At 70.7% G+C, this 22,737-nt stretch carries 20 protein-coding genes; 15 read left to right on the top strand and 5 right to left on the bottom strand.

Going from position 1 to position 22,737, the window contains the following annotated elements; genetic code table 11:
• The first annotated feature begins 1 nt into the window (after window position 1).
• The 8 genes from murG to ACZ7L1_RS03400 all read left to right on the top strand — a co-directional run bounded on the left by murG (window position 2) and on the right by ACZ7L1_RS03400 (window position 7,162).
• Window positions 2–1,093, top strand: coding sequence for an undecaprenyldiphospho-muramoylpentapeptide beta-N-acetylglucosaminyltransferase (gene murG / locus ACZ7L1_RS03365; RefSeq protein WP_471433775.1), 1,092 nt, complete (start codon window positions 2–4; stop codon window positions 1,091–1,093).
• 23 nt (window positions 1,094–1,116) lie between these two features.
• Window positions 1,117–1,902 (top strand): cell division protein FtsQ/DivIB, encoded by a 786-nt coding sequence (locus tag ACZ7L1_RS03370; protein ID WP_471433777.1) that lies wholly within the window; start codon window positions 1,117–1,119, stop codon window positions 1,900–1,902.
• A gap of 279 nt (window positions 1,903–2,181) precedes the next feature.
• Entirely contained in the window at window positions 2,182–3,369 is a 1,188-nt protein-coding gene (ftsZ, locus tag ACZ7L1_RS03375) for a cell division protein FtsZ (RefSeq protein WP_103839872.1), read from the top strand.
• Window positions 3,366–4,094: a peptidoglycan editing factor PgeF gene (pgeF, locus tag ACZ7L1_RS03380; protein ID WP_471433779.1), complete on the top strand. Its 729-nt coding sequence runs from the start codon at window positions 3,366–3,368 to the stop codon at window positions 4,092–4,094. Before ftsZ ends, pgeF begins: the two co-directional genes overlap by 4 nt.
• Window positions 4,095–4,100: 6 nt before the next feature.
• Entirely contained in the window at window positions 4,101–4,820 is a 720-nt protein-coding gene (locus tag ACZ7L1_RS03385; RefSeq protein WP_471433780.1) for a YggS family pyridoxal phosphate-dependent enzyme, read from the top strand.
• Between the two features lie 129 nt (window positions 4,821–4,949).
• Window positions 4,950–5,591, top strand: coding sequence for a cell division protein SepF (locus ACZ7L1_RS03390; RefSeq protein WP_471433781.1), 642 nt, complete (start codon window positions 4,950–4,952; stop codon window positions 5,589–5,591).
• 52 nt (window positions 5,592–5,643) lie between these two features.
• A complete protein-coding gene (locus ACZ7L1_RS03395) occupies window positions 5,644–5,934 on the top strand; it encodes a YggT family protein (RefSeq protein ID WP_103839876.1) in 291 nt (96 codons plus the stop codon).
• 52 nt (window positions 5,935–5,986) lie between these two features.
• The gene (locus ACZ7L1_RS03400) at window positions 5,987–7,162 is read left to right on the top strand and encodes a DivIVA domain-containing protein (protein WP_471433783.1); all 1,176 of its coding nucleotides are present in this window, start codon (window positions 5,987–5,989) and stop codon (window positions 7,160–7,162) included.
• Between the two features lie 207 nt (window positions 7,163–7,369).
• On the opposite strand, the gene ileS is transcribed toward ACZ7L1_RS03400, so the two are convergent.
• On the bottom strand, window positions 7,370–10,507 hold the full coding sequence (gene ileS, locus ACZ7L1_RS03405; RefSeq protein ID WP_471433785.1) for an isoleucine--tRNA ligase: 3,138 nt from the start codon (window positions 10,505–10,507) through the stop codon (window positions 7,370–7,372).
• A 608-nt stretch (window positions 10,508–11,115) separates the two neighbouring features.
• Here ileS and ACZ7L1_RS03410 point away from each other — a divergent pair.
• The 6 genes from ACZ7L1_RS03410 (at window position 11,116) to ACZ7L1_RS03435 (ending at window position 17,560) form a co-directional block, all read left to right on the top strand.
• The gene (locus tag ACZ7L1_RS03410; protein ID WP_471433787.1) at window positions 11,116–12,876 is read left to right on the top strand and encodes a TraR/DksA family transcriptional regulator; all 1,761 of its coding nucleotides are present in this window, start codon (window positions 11,116–11,118) and stop codon (window positions 12,874–12,876) included.
• 77 nt (window positions 12,877–12,953) lie between these two features.
• On the top strand, window positions 12,954–13,574 hold the full coding sequence (gene lspA, locus ACZ7L1_RS03415) for a signal peptidase II (protein ID WP_471433788.1): 621 nt from the start codon (window positions 12,954–12,956) through the stop codon (window positions 13,572–13,574).
• Between the two features lie 83 nt (window positions 13,575–13,657).
• Window positions 13,658–14,602: an RluA family pseudouridine synthase gene (locus ACZ7L1_RS03420; protein ID WP_471433790.1), complete on the top strand. Its 945-nt coding sequence runs from the start codon at window positions 13,658–13,660 to the stop codon at window positions 14,600–14,602.
• Window positions 14,599–15,075: a GNAT family N-acetyltransferase gene (locus tag ACZ7L1_RS03425; RefSeq protein ID WP_471433792.1), complete on the top strand. Its 477-nt coding sequence runs from the start codon at window positions 14,599–14,601 to the stop codon at window positions 15,073–15,075. Before ACZ7L1_RS03420 ends, ACZ7L1_RS03425 begins: the two co-directional genes overlap by 4 nt.
• 83 nt (window positions 15,076–15,158) lie before the next feature.
• Entirely contained in the window at window positions 15,159–16,745 is a 1,587-nt protein-coding gene (locus tag ACZ7L1_RS03430) for a Na+/H+ antiporter (protein ID WP_471433793.1), read from the top strand.
• A 74-nt stretch (window positions 16,746–16,819) separates the two neighbouring features.
• Window positions 16,820–17,560 (top strand): SDR family NAD(P)-dependent oxidoreductase, encoded by a 741-nt coding sequence (locus ACZ7L1_RS03435; protein WP_471433794.1) that lies wholly within the window; start codon window positions 16,820–16,822, stop codon window positions 17,558–17,560.
• A 12-nt stretch (window positions 17,561–17,572) separates the two neighbouring features.
• Here the strand turns inward: ACZ7L1_RS03435 and ACZ7L1_RS03440 are convergent, their stop codons facing one another.
• On the bottom strand, window positions 17,573–18,691 hold the full coding sequence (locus ACZ7L1_RS03440; protein WP_471433795.1) for a mechanosensitive ion channel family protein: 1,119 nt from the start codon (window positions 18,689–18,691) through the stop codon (window positions 17,573–17,575).
• Window positions 18,692–18,793: 102 nt separating this feature from the next.
• Here ACZ7L1_RS03440 and ACZ7L1_RS03445 point away from each other — a divergent pair, with 102 nt between their 5' ends.
• Window positions 18,794–19,363 (top strand): dienelactone hydrolase family protein, encoded by a 570-nt coding sequence (locus ACZ7L1_RS03445; RefSeq protein WP_471433797.1) that lies wholly within the window; start codon window positions 18,794–18,796, stop codon window positions 19,361–19,363.
• A gap of 15 nt (window positions 19,364–19,378) precedes the next feature.
• Here the strand turns inward: ACZ7L1_RS03445 and ACZ7L1_RS03450 are convergent, their stop codons facing one another.
• From ACZ7L1_RS03450 to ACZ7L1_RS03460, 3 genes are all read right to left on the bottom strand, one after another.
• The gene (locus ACZ7L1_RS03450; protein WP_471433798.1) at window positions 19,379–21,040 is read right to left on the bottom strand and encodes an alkaline phosphatase D family protein; all 1,662 of its coding nucleotides are present in this window, start codon (window positions 21,038–21,040) and stop codon (window positions 19,379–19,381) included.
• A 102-nt stretch (window positions 21,041–21,142) separates the two neighbouring features.
• Window positions 21,143–21,955, bottom strand: a complete 813-nt coding sequence (locus ACZ7L1_RS03455; protein WP_471433800.1) for a DsbA family protein — start codon at window positions 21,953–21,955, stop codon at window positions 21,143–21,145.
• Window positions 21,956–22,026: 71 nt separating this feature from the next.
• Window positions 22,027–22,713, bottom strand: coding sequence for a hypothetical protein (locus tag ACZ7L1_RS03460; RefSeq protein ID WP_471433801.1), 687 nt, complete (start codon window positions 22,711–22,713; stop codon window positions 22,027–22,029).
• Window positions 22,714–22,737 lie beyond the last annotated feature (24 nt).

The raw sequence follows: 22,737 nt of genomic DNA on the forward strand, positions 1-22,737 counted from the left end.
GGTGCATGTCGTACTCGCCGGTGGGGGGACCGCCGGCCACATCGAGCCCGCGCTCGCCCTCGCGGACGCCCTGCGCAGGCAGGATCCGACCGTGGGGATCACGGCCCTGGGCACGGAGCGCGGGCTGGAGACCAGGCTCGTCCCCGAGCGGGGCTATGAACTCGCGCTGATCCCCGCCGTCCCCTTGCCGCGCAAGCCGACCCCCGAGCTGATCACGGTCCCCGGGCGGCTGCGCGGCACGATCAAGGCTGCGGAGCAGATCATCGAGCGCACCAAGGCGGACGCCGTCGTCGGCTTCGGCGGCTATGTGGCACTGCCCGGCTATCTGGCCGCCAAGCGCCTCGGCGTGCCGATCATCATCCACGAGGCCAACGCACGCCCCGGCCTCGCCAACAAGATCGGCTCGCGGTACGCCGCCCAGGTCGCCGTCTCCACCCCGGACAGCAAGCTGCGCGGCGCCCGCTACATCGGCATCCCGCTGCGCCGCTCCATCGCCACCCTGGACCGCGCCGCCATGCGGCCCGAGGCCCGCGCCGCGTTCGGTCTCGACCCGAACCTGCCGACGCTGCTGGTCTCCGGCGGCTCCCAGGGCGCCCGCCGGCTCAACGAGGTCGTCCAGCAGGTCGCCCCGTACCTCCAGCAGTCCGGCATCCAGATCCTGCACGCGGTCGGCCCGAAGAACGAACTGCCGCAGGTGCACCAGATGCCGGGGATGCCGCCCTACATCCCGGTAAGTTATCTGGACCGGATGGACCTCGCGTACGCGGCGGCCGACATGATGCTCTGCCGCGCGGGCGCGATGACCGTCGCCGAGCTTTCCGCCGTCGGGCTGCCGGCCGCGTACGTTCCGCTGCCCATCGGCAACGGCGAACAGCGGCTGAACGCCCAGCCGGTGGTCAAGGCCGGCGGTGGGCTGCTGGTCGACGACGCGGAACTCACGCCCGAGTGGGTCCAGCAGAACGTCCTGCCGGTGCTCGCCGATCCGCACCGGCTGTACCAGATGTCCCGTGCAGCTAGCGAGTTCGGCCGCCGTGACGCCGACGAGCTGCTGGTCGGCATGGTGTACGAGGCGATCGCCTCGCGCCACCAGTAACAGCTTGAGGGAAGGCAGGAACCGTGGCCGGACCGACGACCGCCGAGCGCGGTGAGCGGAAGCAGGTTCGGCCCGGCCCGCCCCGGCCTCCTCGCCTCGGGCGGCTGCGCACCCTTCGTATGCTCATCATCCTTTCGCTGGCGGGGGTGTTGGCGGCCGGTGGCTCGCTCTGGCTGCTGTACGGCTCCCCGTGGCTGCGCGTGGAGCGCGTGTCCGTCTCCGGAACCCGGGTGCTGACTGCGGCGCAGGTGCGCGAGGCGGCCGGAGTACGGATCGGAACGCCGCTGATTTCCGTCGACACCGAGGCGATCGAGGCGCGTGTGCGTCGGAAACTGCCCCGAATTGACACGATTGACGCGGTCCGCTCCTGGCCTCACGGAATCGGGCTGAAAGTGGCTGAACGTACTCCGGTTCTGGTCATCAAAAACGGCGGAAAGTTCGTCGAAGTGGACAGGGAAGGTGTACGGTTCGCCACGGTTTCGCGAGCCCCGAACGGCATCCCGGCTCTGGAATTGACGGTCTCCAAGTCGGCCGGCTGGCGGCGATTCGGCACCGACCGGATGGTCCGTGAGGCCGCCCGCGTGGCCCAGGACGTACCGGCCGGCGTCAAGCGGGACATCCGGACCGTCAGAGTCCGTTCCTACGACGCCATCTCGCTGGAGTTGAGCGGCGGGCGGACGGTGCTGTGGGGCAGTGGCGAGAGGGGCCGCGCGAAGGCCGCCGCGCTCACCGCGCTGATGAAAGCCGCGTCCGGCGCGCGGCACTTCGATGTCAGCGTTCCCACCGCCCCGGCGTCATCGGGGAGTTGACGCACATCCGCGCAGGCCAGCACCCTGGTTGGGCACTGCTACGGCTGATCACATAGGGTGAAAAGAAAAGCGGGAGGTTCGGCGTGTTCGTTGAACGGGCGCCACTTGTCGACTTAGTGTCCTGTTCGGAAGAGTCCAAGGAACAGACACACTGGTAACCCTAAACTTCAGGGTTAGGGTTCGGGTCGGCGTTCGGACCGTCCCATTCGGCATCTGCCGTCGGGCCGCGGGTCACCCGCGGGGCGACGGCAACGTAATTCGAGGCGAGAGGCCTTCGACGTGGCAGCACCGCAGAACTACCTCGCAGTCATCAAGGTCATCGGTGTCGGCGGCGGTGGTGTCAATGCCATCAACCGGATGATCGAGGTCGGTCTCAAGGGCGTCGAGTTCATCGCCATCAACACCGACGCGCAAGCACTGTTGATGAGCGACGCCGACGTCAAGCTGGACGTCGGCCGGGAACTCACGCGCGGACTCGGCGCCGGGGCCAACCCGGACGTCGGCCGCAAGGCCGCCGAGGACCACCGCGAGGAGATCGAGGAGGTCCTCAAGGGGGCCGACATGGTCTTCGTGACGGCCGGTGAAGGCGGCGGCACCGGCACCGGCGGCGCGCCCGTCGTGGCCAACATCGCGCGCTCGCTCGGCGCGCTCACCATCGGCGTGGTCACGCGCCCGTTCACCTTCGAGGGACGGCGCCGCGCGAACCAGGCGGAGGACGGCATCGCGGCCCTCCGCGAAGAGGTCGACACCCTCATCGTCATCCCGAACGACCGGCTGCTGTCCATCTCGGACCGCCAGGTCTCGGTCCTCGACGCCTTCAAGTCGGCCGACCAGGTCCTGCTCTCCGGTGTCCAGGGCATCACCGACCTCATCACCACGCCCGGCCTGATCAACCTCGACTTCGCCGACGTCAAGTCCGTGATGTCCGAGGCCGGTTCCGCCCTCATGGGTATCGGCTCGGCCCGCGGCGACGACCGCGCGGTGGCCGCGGCCGAGATGGCGATCTCCTCGCCGCTCCTCGAGGCGTCCATCGACGGCGCCCGCGGTGTGCTGCTGTCCATCTCCGGCGGCTCCGACCTCGGCCTGTTCGAGATCAACGAGGCCGCTCAGCTGGTGAGCGAGGCCGCCCACCCCGAGGCCAACATCATCTTCGGTGCGGTGATCGACGACGCCCTCGGCGACGAGGTCCGGGTCACCGTGATCGCCGCCGGCTTCGACGGCGGCCAGCCCCCGGCCAAGCGGGAGAACGTCCTCGGCTCCTCCTCGCTCAAGCGCGAGGAACCGGTCCGCCCCGCCGAGAGCCGTCCGTCCTTCGGCTCGCTCGGCAGCGTCACGCCGAAGGAGGCCCCGGAGCCCGCCCCGGAGCCGGTGGCCGACCTCCCGGTGCCCCCGCCGTCGGTGCCGCCGTCGCGGACCTACTCGGACAGCGCGGCCGAGGAACTGGACGTTCCGGACTTCCTCAAGTGATAGGACGGCGCGACACCCTGAGCGGCGCGCACTTCGCCTTCACCGACCGGTGGGGCGGGGTGAGCGCCGCTCCGTACGAGGAGCTCAACCTCGGCGGCGCGGTCGGCGACGACCCCGAGGCCGTACGCACCAACCGGGAGCTGGCCGCGAAGTCGCTCGGCCTCGATCCGGTCCGGGTGGTGTGGATGAACCAGGTGCACGGTGCCGAAGTGGCCGTGGTGAACGCCCCCTGGGGTGAAAATCCGGTACCCGAGGTGGACGCGATCGTCACCGCCCGGCGCGGTCTCGCCCTCGCGGTGCTCACCGCCGACTGCACCCCCGTCCTGCTCGCCGACCCGGTCGCCGGCGTCGCGGCCGCCGCCCACGCCGGCCGGCCCGGCATGGTCGCCGGAGTCGTCCCCGCCGCCGTGCGCGCGATGATGGAACTGGGCGCCGACCCGTCCCGGATCGTCGCCCGCACGGGACCCGCGGTCTGCGGCCGGTGCTACGAGGTGCCGGAGGCCATGCGCGCCGAGGTGTCCGCCGTCGAACCGGCGGCGCACGCCGAGACGAGCTGGGGCACTCCCGCGGTCGACGTGACCGCCGGCGTGCACGCGCAGCTCGACCGGCTCGGGGTGCGCGACCGGGCGCAGTCCCCGGTGTGCACGCTGGAGTCGCACGATCACTTCTCGTACCGCCGTGACCGTACGACCGGGCGGCTCGCGGGTTATGTCTGGCTGGACTGATGGGGCATGACGGACCGTAGGGATCACATCGCCACGAACCTCGCGAAGGTGGAGGACCGGATCGCCGCCGCGTGCGCGGCCGCCGGGCGCAAGCGCGAGGAGGTGACCCTGATCGTGGTCACCAAGACCTATCCCGCCTCCGATGTGCGGATTCTGTCGGAACTCGGTGTGCGGCACGTCGCCGAGAACCGCGATCAGGATGCGGCACCGAAGGCGGCGGCTTGCTCAGATCTGCCGCTTTCGTGGCATTTTGTCGGTCAGTTGCAGACCAACAAGGTGCGATCCGTGGTCGGTTACGCGGATCTTGTGCAGTCCGTCGATCGTTCCAAGCTGGTGACGGCCCTGTCCAAGGAGGCCGTACGGGCCGGGCGCGAGGTGGGCTGTCTCATCCAGGTCGCGCTCGACGCGGGGGCGAGCGGTCGAGGGGAACGCGGAGGTGTGGCGCCCGAAGGAATCGAAGAGTTGGGCGACCTCGTCGCGAGCGCGCCGGGGCTGCGGCTGGACGGCCTGATGACGGTCGCCCCGCTCACCGGCGAGTACGCGGGGCGTCAACGGGCGGCGTTCGAGCGGCTCATGGATTTGTCGACCGACCTGCGCAGGGCCCATCCGGCTGCCACCATGGTCTCGGCAGGAATGAGTGCGGATCTCGAGGAGGCCGTTGCGGCCGGAGCGACACATGTGCGCGTCGGCACTGCGGTACTCGGAGTCCGCCCCAGGCTCGGGTAACGTCGCCAGGAAGTCGGACCACAGCAGAAAATATGGTCATTACCGCTGATAGGCGGGCGTAACGACCTCGTGGATCGCGGGCACTTGGCAGTCGTCAGCCGATCCACCACAGAGCGGAGGACTCAGAGCATGGCCGGCGCGATGCGCAAGATGGCGGTCTACCTCGGCCTCGTGGAGGACGATGGGTACGACGGCCGGGGTTTCGACCCCGATGACGACTTCGAGCCCGAGCTCGATCCGGAGCCGGAGCGGGACCGCCGGCGGCACGAACCGACTCACCAGGCGCACCAGGCACTTCAGTCCCAACGGGACGAATCGGTACGCGTGGTGCAGCCGCCGGCGCCCCGCGAGCCCGTGTCCCCTTCCGCTTCGCTACCCGCGGAATCCGGGCGTCCGGCCCGCATCGCGCCCGTGGCATCCATCACACAAGAACGCCAGAGTCTGGAGAAGAACGCACCGGTGATCATGCCCAAGGTCGTGTCCGAACGAGAGCCGTACCGGATCACCACGCTTCACCCCCGGACCTACAACGAGGCCCGTACCATCGGGGAACACTTCCGTGAGGGCACTCCTGTGATCATGAATCTGACTGAGATGGATGACACAGATGCGAAGCGACTTGTCGACTTTGCGGCCGGTTTGGTGTTTGGTCTTCACGGCAGCATCGAGCGGGTGACGCAGAAGGTGTTCCTGTTGTCGCCTGCTAACGTCGATGTCACGGCGGAGGACAAGGCCCGCATCGCAGAGGGCGGGTTCTTCAACCAGAGCTGAGACGCACGACCGGAAAGACGGCACGGGAGCAGGGGAGAGGGAAGCGCGGACCATGGGCGTGTTCCTACAGGTTGTCTACATCGCGCTGATGTGCTTCCTCGTCGTGCTGATTTTCCGGTTGGTCATGGACTACGTCTTCCAGTTCGCCCGCTCATGGCAACCCGGCAAGGCGATGGTGGTCGTTCTGGAGGCCACCTACACTGTCACCGATCCACCGCTGAAGCTTCTGCGGCGGTTCATCCCGCCGCTGCGTCTCGGGGGCGTGGCGCTCGACCTGTCCTTCTTCGTACTGATGATCATCGTCTACATCCTGATCTCGATCGTGGGCAGCTTCGCGAGGTGAATGTGGACGATACGGTCTTGCCGACTGCCGATGACTACGTTGAGGTGAAGACATGCCGCTGACCCCCGAGGACGTTCGGAACAAGCAGTTCACGACCGTCCGCCTCCGAGAAGGCTATGACGAGGACGAGGTCGATGCCTTCCTCGACGAGGTCGAAGCCGAACTGACCCGCCTGCTCCGGGAGAACGAGGACCTGCGCGCCAAGCTGGCCGCCGCCACTCGTGCCGCCGCGCAGAACCAGCAGAACATGCGCAAGCCCCCGGAGGGCCAGGACCAGCAGCATCAGCAGCAGGGCATGCGCGGTCCCGGGTCGCCCGTTCCCGCCGGGATATCGGGCCCGCCGCAGCAGCAGATGGGCGGCCCCATGGGTGGCCCGCCCCAGCTGCCGAGCGGTGCCCCGCAGCTGCCGGCCGGCCCCGGCGGCGGTCAGGGTGGTCCCCAGGGACCGGGTCCGATGGGCCAGGGTCCGATGGGTCAGGGTCCGATGGGTCAGGGTCCGATGGGCCAGGGTCCGATGGGTCAGGGTCCGATGGGTGGCCAGCCCCCGATGCAGCAGCAGATGGGTGGCCCCATGGGCGGTCCTATGGGCGGCCCCATGGGTGGTCCGGGGATGCCCGGCCAGGGTCCCGGTGGCGACAGCGCCGCGCGCGTTCTCTCGCTGGCCCAGCAGACCGCCGACCAGGCGATCGCCGAGGCCCGCGCCGAGGCGAACAAGATCGTCGGTGAGGCCCGCAGCCGCGCCGAGGGTCTGGAGCGCGACGCCCGTGCCAAGGCGGACGCCCTGGAGCGGGACGCGCAGGAGAAGCACCGCGTCGCGATGGGCTCCCTGGAGTCCGCCCGCGCCACGCTGGAGCGCAAGGTCGAGGACCTGCGTGGCTTCGAGCGCGAGTACCGCACGCGCCTGAAGTCGTACCTGGAGTCGCAGCTGCGTCAGCTGGAGACCCAGGCCGACGACTCGCTGGCCCCGCCGCGCACCCCGGCCACGGCTTCCCTGCCGTCGCCGTCGGCGCCGTCGATGGCCCCGGCGGGCGCCAGCGCCCCGTCGTACGGCGGCAACCAGACGATGGGTGGCGGCCCGGCTCCTTCTGCTCCGTCCTACGGCGGCCAGCAGCAGATGTCCCCGGCGATGACCCAGCCGATGGCGCCGGTCCGTCCGCAGGGCCCGTCGCCGATGGGCCAGGCGCCCTCGCCGATGCGCGGGTTCCTCATCGACGAGGACGACAACTGAGGGTCGTGAAGACGCCGTAGGCGTCGGCAGCGTTCAGGGCGGGGCCCCGGATCTCGATCCGGGGCCCCGCCCTTTCGTGTGGCATCTCTTTCGTGCGAAGTCCTTGGCGCCCGTGTTCGGACCGGAGAGCGGCTGTGCGTACGGACGCAACGCCGAAGGCCCGGGCCCGCCGAGATTTTTCGGCGGGCCCGGGCCTTGGGGTGTGTCTTACGCCTTGCGCAGGCGGAAGGTCAGGGACAGGCCCTCGTCGGTGAACGGCTCACCGTAGGTCTCGTCCGCCTCGCCCTGGGCGAAGTCCGTGGCGAGGACTTCCTCGGCGATCAACCCCGAGTGCTCGGTCAGGGCCGCGATGACCGCCGGGTCCGTCGCGGTCCAGCGCAGCGCGATGCGGTCGGCGACGTCCAGGCCGCTGTTCTTGCGGGCCTCCTGGATCAGCCGGATCGCGTCACGGGCGAGGCCCGCCTGCCGCAGCTCCTCGGTGATCTCCAGGTCGAGGGCGACCGTCGCGCCCGAGTCGGACGCCACCGACCAGCCCTCGCGCGGGGTCTCCGTGATGATCACCTCGTCCGGGGCGAGGGTGACGGTCTCGCCGTCGACGTCCACCGACGCCGTGCCCGCGCGCAGCGCCAGGGACAGCGCCGCCGCGTCGGCGTTCGCGATGGCCTTGGCCACGTCCTGGACGCGCTTGCCGAAACGCTTGCCGAGGGCCCGGAAGTTCGCCTTCGCCGTGGTGTCGACCAGGGAGCCGCCGACCTCGGAGAGGGAGGCCAGGGACGAGACGTTCAGCTCCTCCGTGATCTGCGTGTGCAGCTCCTTGTCCAGGGACTCGAAGCCGGCCGCCGCGACGAGCGCACGCGACAGCGGCTGGCGCGTCTTGACGCCCGACTCCGCGCGCGTGGCACGGCCCAGCTCCACGAGACGGCGCACCAGCACCATCTGCTGCGACAGCTCCGGGTCGATCGCCGACAGGTCCGCCTCCGGCCAGGACGCCAGGTGCACCGACTCCGGGGCGCCCGGGGTCACCGGCACGATCAGGTCCTGCCACACCCGCTCGGTGATGAACGGGGTGATCGGCGCCATCAGCTTCGTCACCGTCTCCAGGACCTCGTGCAGCGTGCGCAGCGCGGCCTTGTCGCCCTGCCAGAAGCGGCGGCGGGAGCGGCGGACGTACCAGTTGGAGAGGTCGTCGACGAACGCGGACAGCAGCTTGCCGGCGCGCTGGGTGTCGTACGCGTCCAGCGCCTGCGTCACCTGGTCGGTGAGCGCGTGCAGCTCCGAGAGCAGCCAGCGGTCCAGGACCGGGCGGTCGGCCGGGGCCGGGTCGGCCTCGCTCGGCGCCCAGTTGCAGGTGCGGGCGTACAGGGCCTGGAAGGCGACCGTGTTCCAGTAGGTGAGGAGCGTCTTGCGGACGACCTCCTGGATCGTGCCGTGGCCCACGCGGCGCGCCGCCCACGGGGAGCCGCCGGCCGCCATGAACCAGCGCACCGCGTCCGCGCCGTGCTGGTCCATGAGCGGGATGGGCTGCAGGGTGTTGCCCAGGTGCTTGGACATCTTGCGGCCGTCCTCCGCGAGGATGTGGCCCAGGCAGACGACGTTCTCGTACGACGACTTGTCGAACACCAGGGTGCCGACCGCCATCAACGTGTAGAACCAGCCGCGGGTCTGGTCGATGGCCTCGGAGATGAACTGCGCCGGGTAGCGGGACTCGAACAGCTCCTTGTTCTTGTACGGGTAGCCCCACTGCGCGAACGGCATCGAGCCCGAGTCGTACCAGGCGTCGATGACCTCGGGCACGCGCGTGGCGGTCTTCCCGCAGCCGTCCTGCGGACAGGCGAAGGTGACCTCGTCGATGAACGGTCGGTGCGGGTCCAGCTCCGACTGGTCGGTGCCCGTCAGCGCGGTCAGCTCCGCGCGGGAGCCGACGCAGGTGAGGTGACCGTCCTCGCAGCGCCAGATCGGCAGCGGGGTGCCCCAGTAGCGGTTGCGGGACAGCGCCCAGTCGATGTTGTTGTTCAGCCAGTCGCCGTACCGGCCGTTCTTGACGGTCTCCGGGAACCAGTTGGTCTTCTCGTTCTCCTCCAGGAGGCGGTCCTTGATCGCCGTGGTGCGGATGTACCAGGACGGCTGTGCGTAGTAGAGGAGCGCGGTGTGGCAGCGCCAGCAGTGCGGGTAGCTGTGCTCGTAGGGGATGTGCTTGAAGAGGAGACCGCGCTGCTGCAGGTCCTCGGTGAGCCGTTCGTCCGCCTTCTTGAAGAAGACACCGCCGACCAGCGGGAGGTCCTCCTCGAAGGTGCCGTCGGGGCGCACCGGGTTGACCACGGGCAGGCCGTACGCGCGGCACACCTTGAGGTCGTCCTCACCGAAGGCGGGGGACTGGTGGACCAGACCCGTACCGTCCTCGGTCGTGACGTACTCGGCGTTCACCACGTAGTGGGCCGGGGCGGGGAACTCGACCAGCTCGAAGGGACGTTGATACGTCCAGCGCTCCATCTCGGCGCCGGTGAAGGTCCGGCCCGTGGTCTCCCAGCCCTCGCCGAGCGCCTTGCCGACGAGCGGCTCGGCGACGACGAGCTTCTCTGCGCCGTTCGTCGCGACGACGTAGGTGACCTCGGGGTGGGCGGCGACCGCGGTGTTGGAGACCAGCGTCCAGGGGGTCGTCGTCCAGACAAGGAGAGCGGCCTCGCCGGCCAGCGGACCGGAGGTGAGCGGGAAACGGACATAGACCGACGGGTCCACGACCGTCTCGTAGCCCTGCGCCAGCTCGTGGTCCGACAGGCCCGTGCCGCAGCGGGGGCACCAGGGGGCGACGCGGTGGTCCTGGACCAGGAGCCCCTTGTCGAAGATCTGCTTGAGCGACCACCAGACGGATTCGATGTAGTCCGGGTCCATCGTGCGGTAGGCGCCGTCGAGGTCCGTCCAGTAACCCATGCGGGTCGTCAGCTCGGCGAAGGCGTCGGTGTGGCGGGTCACGGACTCGCGGCACTTGGCGTTGAACTCGGCGATGCCGTACGCCTCGATGTCCTTCTTGCCGCTGAAGCCGAGCTCCTTCTCGACCTCCAGCTCCACCGGGAGGCCGTGGCAGTCCCAGCCTGCCTTGCGGGCCACGTGGTAGCCGCGCATGGTGCGGAAGCGGGGGAAGACGTCCTTGAAGACGCGCGCCTCGATGTGGTGGGCGCCCGGCATGCCGTTGGCGGTGGGCGGACCCTCGTAGAACACCCATTCGGGGCGGCCCTCGGACTGCTCCAGGCTCTTGGCAAAGATCTTCTGCTCGCGCCAGAAGTCGAGCACCGCGTGCTCGAGCGCGGGCAGGTCGACCTGGGCGGGCACCTGGCGGTACTGCGTCATCGATCTTCCTCCGGCGGACGTGCTGCCTTCCGTCGGAGGGACGAGAGCCGGGAATTCCGAGAATTCTCCGTACGCCGTCTGCGGCGCTCCCGCGGTACCACCCTCCTTGGCTCCCCGGTGCGCCGTACGCGCCGGTGAGCCCCCTCATTGGGGTCGCGAAACCGGTTCTACTGACCCCTTGGCTCTCGCTGGGGCGTTCTTCCGGCGGCTCCGGGGTGATCTTCACGTCGCGCTCGCCCCCGGGCTCACACCGTCCCCGGGTCGCTCTGGGCTGCGTACGCCGCTACTCGTCCCCATCCACGCTTTTCGCTCCGCCCAGTGTACGGCGCCGCACGGACAGCGGCCGACCGGATTTCCCGCTCCGGCGGCCGGGGGCGCGGCGGCCCCGCAGGTGACCCGAATGGCGAGACGCCGGCCTGGCGGATTCGGGGAGCGGGGGCCCGGCGGATTACCGGGCCGAGAGCTGGGCACAACGGATGCAGGCTCGCCGCAGGGCACGCGCGTGGCGGGCGCTTCGCGGGCGTGCCCCGTTGCCGCGGGCCAGAAGTCGATTTATCGTCCCAGAACGACTCGCGCGCAAGATCACAATATGTGAAGGGGCCGCGGCCATGGTGGTGAAGAAGACCGCCGTACAGCAGTCGGCGTCCGGCAGCACCACGGGTGCGGCGGCCTCCGGCGGTGTGGCGGCCAGGAGCGTGGACGGAAAGAAGACCACCCATACGGCGGGGGCGAGGCGGACGGTCGGGCCGGCCGGCCGGCTGGGCCGGGCCCCCATCGAGGCCGGGGCCGGGAAGGGTGCGCACAGGGCCGGGGGGACGGGGACGCAGGGAAGGAGCACGGCGGCGGCCAGGGGCGCTGGAGCGGGAACCGCCGCCCCCGGTGGGGCGACCGACCTCGTGAGCGCCTCGGAGGGGCCGGGCGCGATGAGGGCGACGGCTGCCAGGACGGGCGAGCGGACCAGGGGGAGCACGGCCTCCGGCAAGGCGCCCGCCGGGCAGGCCGGCGGGCGCCGGACCGAGTCGAAGGCGGCACCCTCGAAGAAGGCGGCCAGGAAGGAAGGCGACCCCGAACGGTCGGTGGCTGAGAAGGCGGCGCCCGGCAAGGCGACGGCCACCGGCACCGCGGTCAGGAAGACGGCGGCGAAGAAGAGCGCAGCCGGGAAGAAGGCGGAGGTGACGAAGGCCGCCACCGGCAGGGCGGCGGCCGGGAAAGCCTCTCCCGAGGCGGTGGCCAAGAAGGCCGCCCCGAAGAAGACGGCGGTGACCGGCGCCGCGGTCAGGAAGACGGCGGCGAAGAAGAGCGCAGCCGGGAAGAAGGCGGTGGCGAAGAAGACGGTGGCGAAGAAGACCACCGCCCGGACGGCACCGGCCAGGAAGACCGTCGCCAAGAAGGCAGCGGCGGCCGAGAAGGCGGCGGTCGAGGAGGCCGTCCCGAAGAAGGCGGCGGCCAAGAAGTCCGTCACCGAGAAGTCCGTCACCAAGAAGGCGGCGGCCAAGAAAGCGGCAACCAAGGGTGTCGCTGCCAGGAAGGCGGCAGCACCCGGCACTGTTCCCGAGAAGGCGGCGGCGAAGAAGGCGGCGCCCGGCAAGGAGGCTCCGGTGACCAGCACCGTCGCGAAGAAGGCGGCAGCGAAGAAGGCCGCTGCGGAGAAGGCGGCGGCCGAGAAGGCCGTCACTCCCACGACGGCGGCCGAGAAGGCCGTCACCCCCAAGACGGCGGCCAGGAAAGCCGCCCCCGAGAAGGCGGCCCCCTCCAAAGCCGCTGCCGACAAGAGCGCCGCGAAGGGCGGCACGACGAAAAGCACCTCCACGAAGAGTGCGGCCAAGAAGAGCACGGCCAAGAAGGCGAGCGAGGTCGAGGCCGCGAAGCAGACGGGAGCCACGACGGTGGTTGCGAAGAAGACTCCTGGGACGGCCACGGCGGACACGGGCCCCACCGCGGTCCCCAAGGCGAGGATCGCCGCGGCCGGGCCCGGGGAACTGGCGGTGCGCCCCGGAGAGGACCCGTGGACCCCCGAGGAGGTGGCCGAGGCACGCGCCGAGCTGGAGTCCGAGGCCGTGCGGCTGCGCGGCGAGATCGACGCCTCCGAACAGGCGCTGGTCGGTCTGATGCGCGACTCCGGGGACGGCGCGGGCGACGACCAGGCGGACACCGGCACCAAGAACATCACCCGTGAGCACGAGCTGGCGCTCGCCCACAACGCCCGGGAGATGCTCGAACAGACGGAACACGCCCTGGAACGTCTCGACTCCGGGACCTACGGCCTGTGCGAGAGCTGCGGCAACCCCATCGGAAAGGCCCGTATGCAGGCCTTTCCGCGCGCCACCCTGTGCGTGGAATGCAAGCAGAAGCGGGAACGCCGCCCGTGACCCCCGGCTGAACACCTGATCCGGCGCGGTGGTGTCGTAGTCTCGTCCAGTCAGGGCACCTAGGTTGAGGGATTCACGTGGCAGAGGCGGAGCGCATCATCGGTACGCCGGACATCCCAGACGCGGCCGGGCCGGAGCAGTCCGACGGGCGGGCCCCGGCCGAGGGCGCCGGAGCCCAGGAGCCGGGTTCCGGCGCCGCCGAGCGCCCCAAGGGCAGGCGCCGCATCGCGGTCCTGTTCGCGGTCGCCGCCTTCGCGTACGCCCTGGACCTGAGCAGCAAGCTGATCGTGGTCGCGAAGCTGGAGCACCACGAGCCGATCGAGATCATCGGGGACTGGCTGAAGTTCGAGGCGATCCGCAACCCGGGTGCGGCCTTCGGCTTCGGTGAGGCCTTCACCGTGATCTTCACGGTGATCGCGGCGGCGGTGATCGTGGTGATCGCCCGGCTCGCCCGCAAGCTCTACAGCCTGCCCTGGGCGATCGCCCTCGGCCTGCTGCTCGGCGGCGCGCTCGGCAACCTCACCGACCGGATCTTCCGCTCGCCGGGCGTGTTCGAGGGCGCGGTCGTCGACTTCATCGCGCCCAAGCACTTCGCCGTCTTCAACCTGGCCGACTCGGCGATCGTCTGCGGCGGCATCCTCATCGTGCTGCTGTCCTTCCGCGGGCTCGACCCGGACGGCACCGTCCACAAGGACTGAGATCGCGGGCTGTCGACAGGGGCCGAGGCCGCTGTCCACAGGCTCCTCTCGGGGCCGGGGCACCCGTCCGGCATACTCGACGGGTGAGCACGCTTCCCGAGATCCGTACCCTGCCCGTGCCCGACGGCCTGGAGGGCGAGCGCGTCGACGCCGCCATCTCCCGCATGTTCGGCTTCTCCCGCACCAAAGCCGCGGAGCTGGCCGCGGCGGGCAAGGTGCACGTCGACGGCGCCGTGGTCGGCAAGTCGGAGCGGGTGCGCGGCGGCGCCTGGCTCGAGGTCGAGATGCCGCAGGCGCCCGCGCCGGTGCAGGTGGTCGCCGAGCCGGTCGAGGGCATGGAGATCGTGCACGACGACGAGGACGTGGTCGTGATCGTCAAGCCGATCGGCGTCGCCGCGCACCCCAGCCCCGGCTGGACCGGCCCGACCGTGATCGGCGGCCTGGCAGCGGCCGGCTACCGGATCTCCACCTCCGGCGCCGCCGAGCGCCAGGGCATCGTCCACCGCCTCGACGTCGGCACGTCCGGCCTGATGGTGGTGGCCAAGTCGGAGTACGCGTACACGTCGCTCAAGCGCCAGTTCAAGGAGCGCACGGTCGACAAGCGCTACCACACGCTCGTCCAGGGCCACCCCGACCCGACCAGCGGCACTATCGACGCACCCATCGGCCGCCACCCCGCCCACGACTACAAGTGGGCGGTGACAGCCGACGGCAAGCCCTCGGTCACGCACTACGACCTGCTCGAGGCGTTCCGCTCGGCGTCCCTGCTCGACGTCAAGCTGGAGACGGGGCGCACCCACCAGATCCGCGTCCACATGGCCGCCCACCGGCACCCGTGCGTCGGCGACCTGACGTACGGCGCGGACCCCACGCTCGCCAAGCGGCTCGGCCTGACCCGCCAATGGCTGCACGCCGTACGCCTCGGCTTCGAGCACCCGGGGGACGGGCAGTGGGTGGAGTTCGAGAGCGCCTACCCCGCCGATCTGCAGAAGGCACTGGACAAGGTGCGCGAGGAGAGCTGGGCATGAGCGCCGGGAACGCCGGGTACGTCGTGCGGATCGCCGAGGAGGCCGCCGACCGTGAGGTGTGCTTCGCGGTCCGCAAGGAGGTCTTCGTCGCCGAGCAGGGCGTGCCCGAGGACATCGAGTACGACGCCTACGACGCCGGTGCCGTGCACGTCCTGGCCGTACGGGAGGACGGCGTCCCGCTCGGTACGGGCCGGCTGCTGTACGGGGAGGCGGCCGCCGCCAAGAACGGCGGCGACGCGTCCGTGGGCTCGCTCGGACGGCTCGCGGTGACGCGGGAGGCACGCGGGCTGGGTGTCGGCGCGGCGCTGGTGCGGGCCATCGAGGACGCGGCACGCGCGCGTGGTCTGACGGCGGTGGACCTGCATGCGCAGACCCACGCGCTGGGCTTCTACGAGCGGCTGGGCTACGCGGCGTACGGACCGGAGTTCCCCGACGCGGGGATACCGCACCGATCGATGCGCCGCTTTCTGTAGTGAAGCCGGAAAAAGGGGTGAGAAGGGTGGCATGGCAGGCTTGAGACCTGCTGTGTGACGTCGAACTTCCCGGAGCGCTCACCGTGGACCAACTGGCCCTGTTCCTGCTGCTGTTGCTCGGGGCCGTGGTGAGCGTCCCGGTCGGGGACCGGCTCCGGCTGCCGGCGCCGGTGCTGATGACCCTGCTCGGGATCGTGCTCGCCCTGCTCGACTTCGTGCCCAACGTCAACATCCCGCCCGGGCTGATCCTGCCCGCGCTGCTGCCGCCGCTGCTGTACGCGGCGGTGCGCCGCACCTCGTGGCGGCAGTTCACGGCGAACAAGCGGCCCATCTTCCTGCTGGCCGTCGCGCTGGTGTTCGTCACCACCGTGTGCGTGGCCGCCGTCGCCCACGAGGTCGTGCCGGGGCTGCCGGTCGCCGCGGCAGTGGCGCTCGGCTCCCTGGTCGCGCCGCCCGACCCGGTCGCGGCGACCGCCGTGGCGGGACAGCTCGGGCTGCCCCGCCGTCTGGTGTCGATCCTGGAGGGCGAGGGCCTGTTCAACGACGTCACGGCGATCGTGCTGTACCACGTCGCGATCGCCGCCGCCGTCAGCGGAACGTTCTCGCTACCGCACGCCCTGCTCGAACTGGCACTCTCCGCGGTCGTGGCCCTCGCCGTCGGGCTCGCCCTCGGCTGGGCCGCCAACAAGCTGCTCGACCTGCTCGGCGACGCCACCCTGCAGATCGGGCTGACGCTCCTCGTGCCGTACGCCTCCTACGTCCTTGCCGAGGAACTGCACGGCTCCGGTGTGCTGGCCGTGCTGATCACCGCGCTGTTCCTGGCGGAGTACGCCGCCGATCCGGACGACGTGATGATGAGGCTCGCCGGACACACGTTCTGGGACGTGGTGGACACTCTGGTCACCGGGATCGCGTTCGGGCTGATCGGGCTGGAACTGCATCACGCGATCCGGACCGCGTCCGGGCGGTGGGGCGAGATGCTCGGCTGGGCCGCCGCGATCGTGGCCGTCGTGGTGTTCGTCCGCCTCGCGTGGCTGCTGCCCGCGACCTGGCTGACCAAGCGGCTGCACGCCAAACGGGACTACGACGAGGAGATCCCGGTGTCCTGGCGGGAGACCGTCGTCATGTGGTGGTCGGGGATGCGGGGCGTGGCGTCGGTGGCGCTGGCCCTGGCCATTCCGCTGACCATGGACGACGGATCGCCCTTCCCCGGCCGCGACGAGATCGTCTTCATCGCCTTCGGGGTGATCATCGCCACGCTCGTGCTCCAAGGGCTCACGCTGCCGTGGCTGGTGCGGAAGCTGAACGTGCGGGCCGACACAGAGCGCGAAAAGGAGTTCGAGCACGCGCTGGCGGTCCGCGCGGCCAAGGCGGCGAAGCGCAGACTGAAGGAGATCGAACAGGTAGAGGAGTTGCCGGACGAGCTCTCCGAGCAACTGTTGCGGCGGGCCTTCGACATCGGCGCCCGCATCAGCCCCGACCTCGGGGACGAGGAGCGGCGCGAGGCCCACGAGCAGCGGGCCCGGCGCGTCAAGCGGGTGCGCAGGATCCACGGGGAGATGCTGAGCGCGGCACGCCACGAGGTGCTGGCGGCACGCAGCGAACCGGGTGCCGACCCGGAGATCGTCGACCGGGTGCTGCGCCACCTGGACGTCCGCAGCCTGCGCTGACACCGGTATCCGGGGCCGCGACCCGCCCGGCCGACCAACCGCCCCACCAGGAGCGGCTTTTGTACGATCGGATCATGACGCGCAACGTGGTGATCAGTGGCGGTGGCACGGGGATCGGACTGGCGGCGGCGCGGGCCTTCGCCGCGGACGGGGACCGGGTGCTGCTGCTCGGACGCCGGACCGAGGTGCTGGAGAAGGCCGACGTGCCCGGGGCGCTCACCTACGCGGCCGACCTGAGCGATCCCCACGCCGTGCGCGGGGTGGCCCAGTTCGTGGCCGCCGAGCTGGGCACCGTGGACGTCCTCGTCAACAACGCGGGCGGCAGCGGACTTCTGGAGCCCAAGTCCGACACGGAGGACCCGCTCGAAGCCGTGGCGCACACCTGGACCGTCAACTTCCGGCTGAACGTGCTGACGGCAGCCCTGCTCACGGAGGCGCTGCGGGACCGGCTCGCCTCCCCCGGCGGGCGTGTGCTTTTCCTCAGCTCCATCGCCGCCTACCGCGGCTCCGGCAGCGGCGCGTACGCCGGGTCCAAGGCCGCCCTGCACCCCTACGCCTTCGATCTGGCCCGGGAGGTGGGCCCACGCGGCATCACGGTGAACGTGGTCGCGCCGGGCTACATCGAGGACACCGAGTTCTTCGGCGACGCCATGGATCCGGAGCGACGCGAGCAGCGCATCGCGGAGACGTCGACCGGCCGCGCCGGTACGCCCGGCGACGTCGCCGCCACCCTGCACTGGCTGGCGTCCCCCGGCGCCCGCCACATCACCGCGCAGGTGATCCAGGTCAACGGCGGTGCGGAACGCGGCCGCTGACGCGGGCGGGGATCAGCCCCGGCCCACCCGCTGCTGCTCGTACGCCTTGTGGAACTGTCCGTCGTGCCCGTCGTGCGAGGAGTGACCGTCCCAGCCGGGCGGAGGCACCGCGCCCGCGGTGTTGACCCGCGGCAGCGCGTAGGGATGCTCCTCGGCCAGCCAGCGGATGAGCTCCTCGCGCACCGTGACCCGGGCCGTCCATATGTCGTCCGCGTCCTTCGCGGTCACCAGTGCCCGCACCTGCATGGTGTTGGGCGTCGAGTCGGTGACCTGGAGGCCGTAGGCGCGGCCGTCCCACGCCGGGCAGCGGCGCAGGATGTCCCGCAGCTTGTCGCGCATCGCGTCCACGGGCGCGGTGTGGTCGACGTGGAAGTAGACGATGCCGGTCATCTGGGCGCTGCCGCGCGACCAGTTCTCGAAGGGCTTGGAGGTGAAGTACGACACCGGCATGGTGATCCGTCGCTCGTCCCAGGTGCGCACGGTCAGGAACGTCAGGGTGATCTCCTCGACCGTGCCCCACTCGCCGTCCACGACCACCGTGTCGCCGAGCCGCACCATGTCGCCGAACGCGATCTGCAGCCCGGCGAAGAGGTTGGAGAGCGTGGACTGCGCGGCGACACCGGCGACGATGCCGAGGATGCCGGCCGAGGCCAGCAGCGAGGCGCCGGCCGTACGCATGGCCGGGAACGTCAGCAGCATCGCGCTGGCCGCCACCACCCCGACGGTCGCGTACACCACCCGCATGATCAGCGTGACCTGGGTGCGCACGCGCCGGACCCGGGCCGGGTCGTGGTGGGCGCGGGCGTAGCGGCTGTACGTCGTCTCGACCACGGCCGCCGCGATGCGGATCACCAGCCATGCCGCGGAACCGATCAGCACCAGGGTGAGCGTCCGGCCGATGCCGACCTGATGCGCCTGGAGCACTTTCGCCTGGTCGTAAGAGCCCCTCAGCAGGGCCGCGCACAGCACCAGCTGGTAGGGGATGCGGCCGCGGCGCAGCAGACCCCACAGGGGCGTCTCGGGGTGTCCGGCGTTCGCCTTGCGCAGCAGGACGTCCGTGCCCCACCCGATGAGCAGGGTGAGTCCGACCGTGCCGCCGACGACGATCACCGGGCGCAGTACGTTCTCCATCCTTGGAACGTAACCGGTGAGGCCCGACGTGAACCTGTGGCCAAGAACACCCGCTGCCGCGCAGCGCACGGCGTTGTCCGTCCCGGCTGGCACCATGGGCTCATGAACATCATGCTCTTCCACTCGACGTACGGGCTGCGGCCGGCCGTGCGGGCCGCAGCCGACCGGCTCCGCGCCGCCGGGCACGAGGTGTGGACCCCCGACCTGTTCGACGGCCGCACCTTCGACACGGTCGAGGAGGGCATGGCCTTCAAGGACGAGATCGGGAAGGAAGAGCTGCTCAAGCGGGCCGTCCTGGCCGCCGCGCCGTACTCGGAGCGAGGGCTCGTGTACTCAGGGTTCTCGCTCGGTGCGTCCATCGGGCAGACCCTGGCGCTCGGCGACCACAAGGCGCGCGGACTCCTGCTGCTGCACGGCACCTCGGACATCGCGCCGAGCGCCTCGGTGGACGCCCTGCCGGTCCAGCTGCACGTCGCGGAGCCGGACCCGTTCGAGACGGACGACTGGCTGAGCGCCTGGTACCTGCAGATGGGCAGAGCGGGCGCGGACGTGGAGATCTACCGGTACGCGGGCGCGGGCCACCTGTACACCGACCCGGACCTGCCGGACTACGACGAGGAGGCGGCCGAGGCCACCTGGCGGGTGGCGCTCGGCTTCCTCGACAGCCTGTAGCGGGTTCGCGGCGGCCTACACGGGGTCGTACGTCCGCTCGACCTTCTGTGTGCCGCTGCGCGTGCGGTACGACCGCTCCCAGGACGAGGTGGCGCTCGCGTTCGTACGGTCGGACAGGACGTAGTAGTCCATCTGCGCTCGCTCGGCGGTGATGTCCAGCACGCCGTAGCCGTGGCGGTCGGTGTCCACCCAGTGGACGTGCCGGTTGGCAGCACGGATCACCGGTGCCGCTACCGCCGAGACGGTGCCCTCGGGGACCTTGACGATGTCGTCGAGGTTGTCGGAGGTGACCGAGGTGACCACGAACTCGGTGGCGGCGGAGGCGGACAGCGGGTAGGTGCCCGCGTCGACGGGGACGTCGTTGGCCCACGCCATGTGGATGTCGCCGGTCAGGAACACGGTGTTCCGGACGGCGTTGGCCCGCAGATGGGCGAGGAGTTCACGACGGTCGTCGGTGTAGCCGTCCCACTGGTCGGTGTTGACGGCGATGCCCTCCTGCGGCAGCCCCAGCAGCTTGGCCAGCGGCCTCAGCAGATCCGCGGAGAGCGAGCCGATGACGAACGGCGCGATCATCACCGAGTTGCCGACCAGCCGCCAGGTGGTGTCGGACGCCTTCAGGCCCGCCTTGAGCCAGTCGAGTTGGGCGCGGCCCGTGATCGTGCGGTCCGGGTCGTCGACGGAACCGCTGCCCGTGGACGCCTGCTGGGAGCGGAAGGAGCGCAGGTCCAGCAGGGAGAGGTCGGCCAGCTTGCCGAAGCGCAGCCGGCGGTAGGTCGTGCCCTCGACGGCCGGGCGGACCGGCATCCACTCGAAGTACGCCTGCTTCGCCGCGGCCTTGCGGGCCGTCCAAGTGCCCTCGGCGCCCTCGGTGTGGTTGACCGCACCGCCCGACCAGGCGTTGTCGGCGAACTCGTGGTCGTCCCAGATCGCGATGACCGGTGCCTTCGCGTGCAGGGCCTGCAGGTCGGGGTCCGTCTTGTACTTCGCGTGCCGGATCCGGTAGTCGGCCAGCGTGATGATCTCGTTCGCCGGGGCGTGCGGGCGCACGACCGTGCCACGGGCCGCGTACTCGCCCGTCTTGTACTCGTAGATGTAGTCGCCCAGGTGCAGCCACGCGTCCAGGTCGCCCCGGGCGGCAAGGTGCCGGTACGCCGCGAAGTAGCCGGCCTCCCAGTTGGCGCAGGACACCACGCCGAAGCGCAGCCCGGACACGGCGGCGTCGGCGGCCGGCGCGGTGCGGGTGCGGGCGACGGGGGAGTCGGTGCCGCCGGCGGAGAAGCGGAACCAGTAGTCGGTGGCCGGCTCCAGCCCCCGGACGTCGGCCTTCACGGTGTGGTCCGAGGCGGCGGTCGCGGTGACGGATCCCTTGGCGACGATCGCTGTGAACGCCTTGTCCTTGGCGAGCGCCCAGGTCACCTCGGTGTCGGGCCCGAGCCCGGAGCCGGGTGTCGCCTCCGCGGTGGGTGTCACCCGGGTCCACAGCAGGACGCCGTCGGGCAGCGGGTCACCGGAGGCCACGCCGTGCAGGAAGGCCGGTGTGTCGGCGGCGGCCCGGGCGGGAAGGGCGCCGACGAGCGGCGCGCCCAGAACAGCCGTCGCCGCCGCGGCCTTGACGACCGTACGGCGGCGGGGGGAAAGGGAGTTGACGCTCTCGGATGATCTGTGTCGACTGGTCACGGCCGAGCAGACTACTGACCGGTACGCGCAAAGAGCGGGCGAACACGCAAAGTTCGCCCGCTCTTTCTCCGCCCGACCGCTCAGGCCCGCCCGGGGGACCGGTCAGGACTTGAGCGCGTTGTCGATCGCCGCGTTGAACTCGGCCACCGTCATCGGCGCGTTCTTGCCGTCGGACCCGGTGAGCGTCTTGCCGTCCATCTTCAGGGTCGGCGTGCCCTGCACCCCGCTCTTGTTGAAGACGTCGGACATGTCCAGCGCCCACTTGTCGTAGGTGCCGTCCTTCACGGCCTTCTGGAACGCCGCGTTGTCCTTCAGGGCGGGGACGGTGTTCGCGACCTTGATCAGGTAGCTGTCGTCCTTGAACTTGTCCTCGGTCTCCTCCGGGTGCCACTTCGCCGAGTACAGCGCGGTCTTGTACTCGAGGAACGCCTCGGGGCTGACGTTCAGCGCGGCTCCCATGGCGCTCAGGGCGTTCTTGGAGCCCTCGCCCTGGGTGTTGGTGTCGATGAACGAGGCCCCGACGTACTGGATCTTGAACTTGCCCTCGTCGAGGTCCTTCTTGACGGTCGAGCCGACCATCTGCTCGAACTGGGCGCAGATCGGGCAGCGCGGGTCCTCGTACATGACCAGGGTCTTCTTGGCGCTGCTCTTGCCGATCACGACGGTGGTGCCGTTCGCGCCGGAGGTGTTGGCCGGCGCGACGAGCTTGTCGCTCTTCGCGGCCTCCCAGTGGCTGGGCTTGTTGTTCTGCACGACGGCGTAGCCGACGCCGCCGGCGACGGCGAGCACGGCGACGACCGAACCGGCGACGATCAGCTGCCGCTTGACCTTGTCGCGCTTGGCCTGCCGCTCGCGCTCGACGCGCAGCCGCTCACGGGCCGCCGTCTTCGCCGCCTGGCTGTTCCGCTTGCTCATGGGTGATCTCCTCGGGGACGCGCATCGTCTGCGCGGGGTGAGAGTGGGGACTGGAGTGCTCGGGGTGTCGCTCAGGCCAGGGCGACCGAGCACGGCGGTCCACGCCGTCCCAGGGAGTGCACGAAGAGGCGGGTGCGCAGGGCGGTGATCCGGGGCGCGGGGCGCGGCGCCGGACCGGCCGGAGCGAGCCGTACCGTCGCCGCGGCGACCGCGAGCAGCAGCGGCCGGAACGTGGTCGCGGCCACCGCGCCGAGCAGCTGGGCCAGCGCCCGCTCGCCGCGGCGCAGCCAGGCGGCGGCCAGCAGCCCCACGCTCACATGGGCGGCGAGCAGCAGCCAGGCGGTCTCCGGGTCGGCGTGCGCCAGGAGCGCCGCGATCCGGTCGCTGCCGGTGCCGGTGACCCGGCTGAGGGGGGTGCCCACGCTGCCGCCGCTGCACAGCAGGTCCAGGCCCACCGAGCGCAGCGGGCCGGTGACCGGGCCGCCCGCCCTGCCGTAGCAGGCGTGCTGGCCGGTGGTGAACACCGTGTCCGCGGTCAGCTCCAGCGGCACCAGCAGGGCGGCGATCTTCCCGAAGCCGCGCTCACGGCCCGCCAGCGCGTACGCGACGACGAAGACGGCGGCGGCTATGGCGGCCACCGTCCCCATCGGCAGGGGGACCTCGGACAGCAGCACGTGCGACGCGGTGCTGAGTGTCACGACCAGCGCCGTGAACAGCGCCGCGCGTACGGCTCTGAGGTGGGTCCCGGATATGTCCATAGCAGAGGAGAGTGTGTCACGTGC

It is taken from the genome of Streptomyces sp. NPDC107546 (assembly GCF_055639175.1).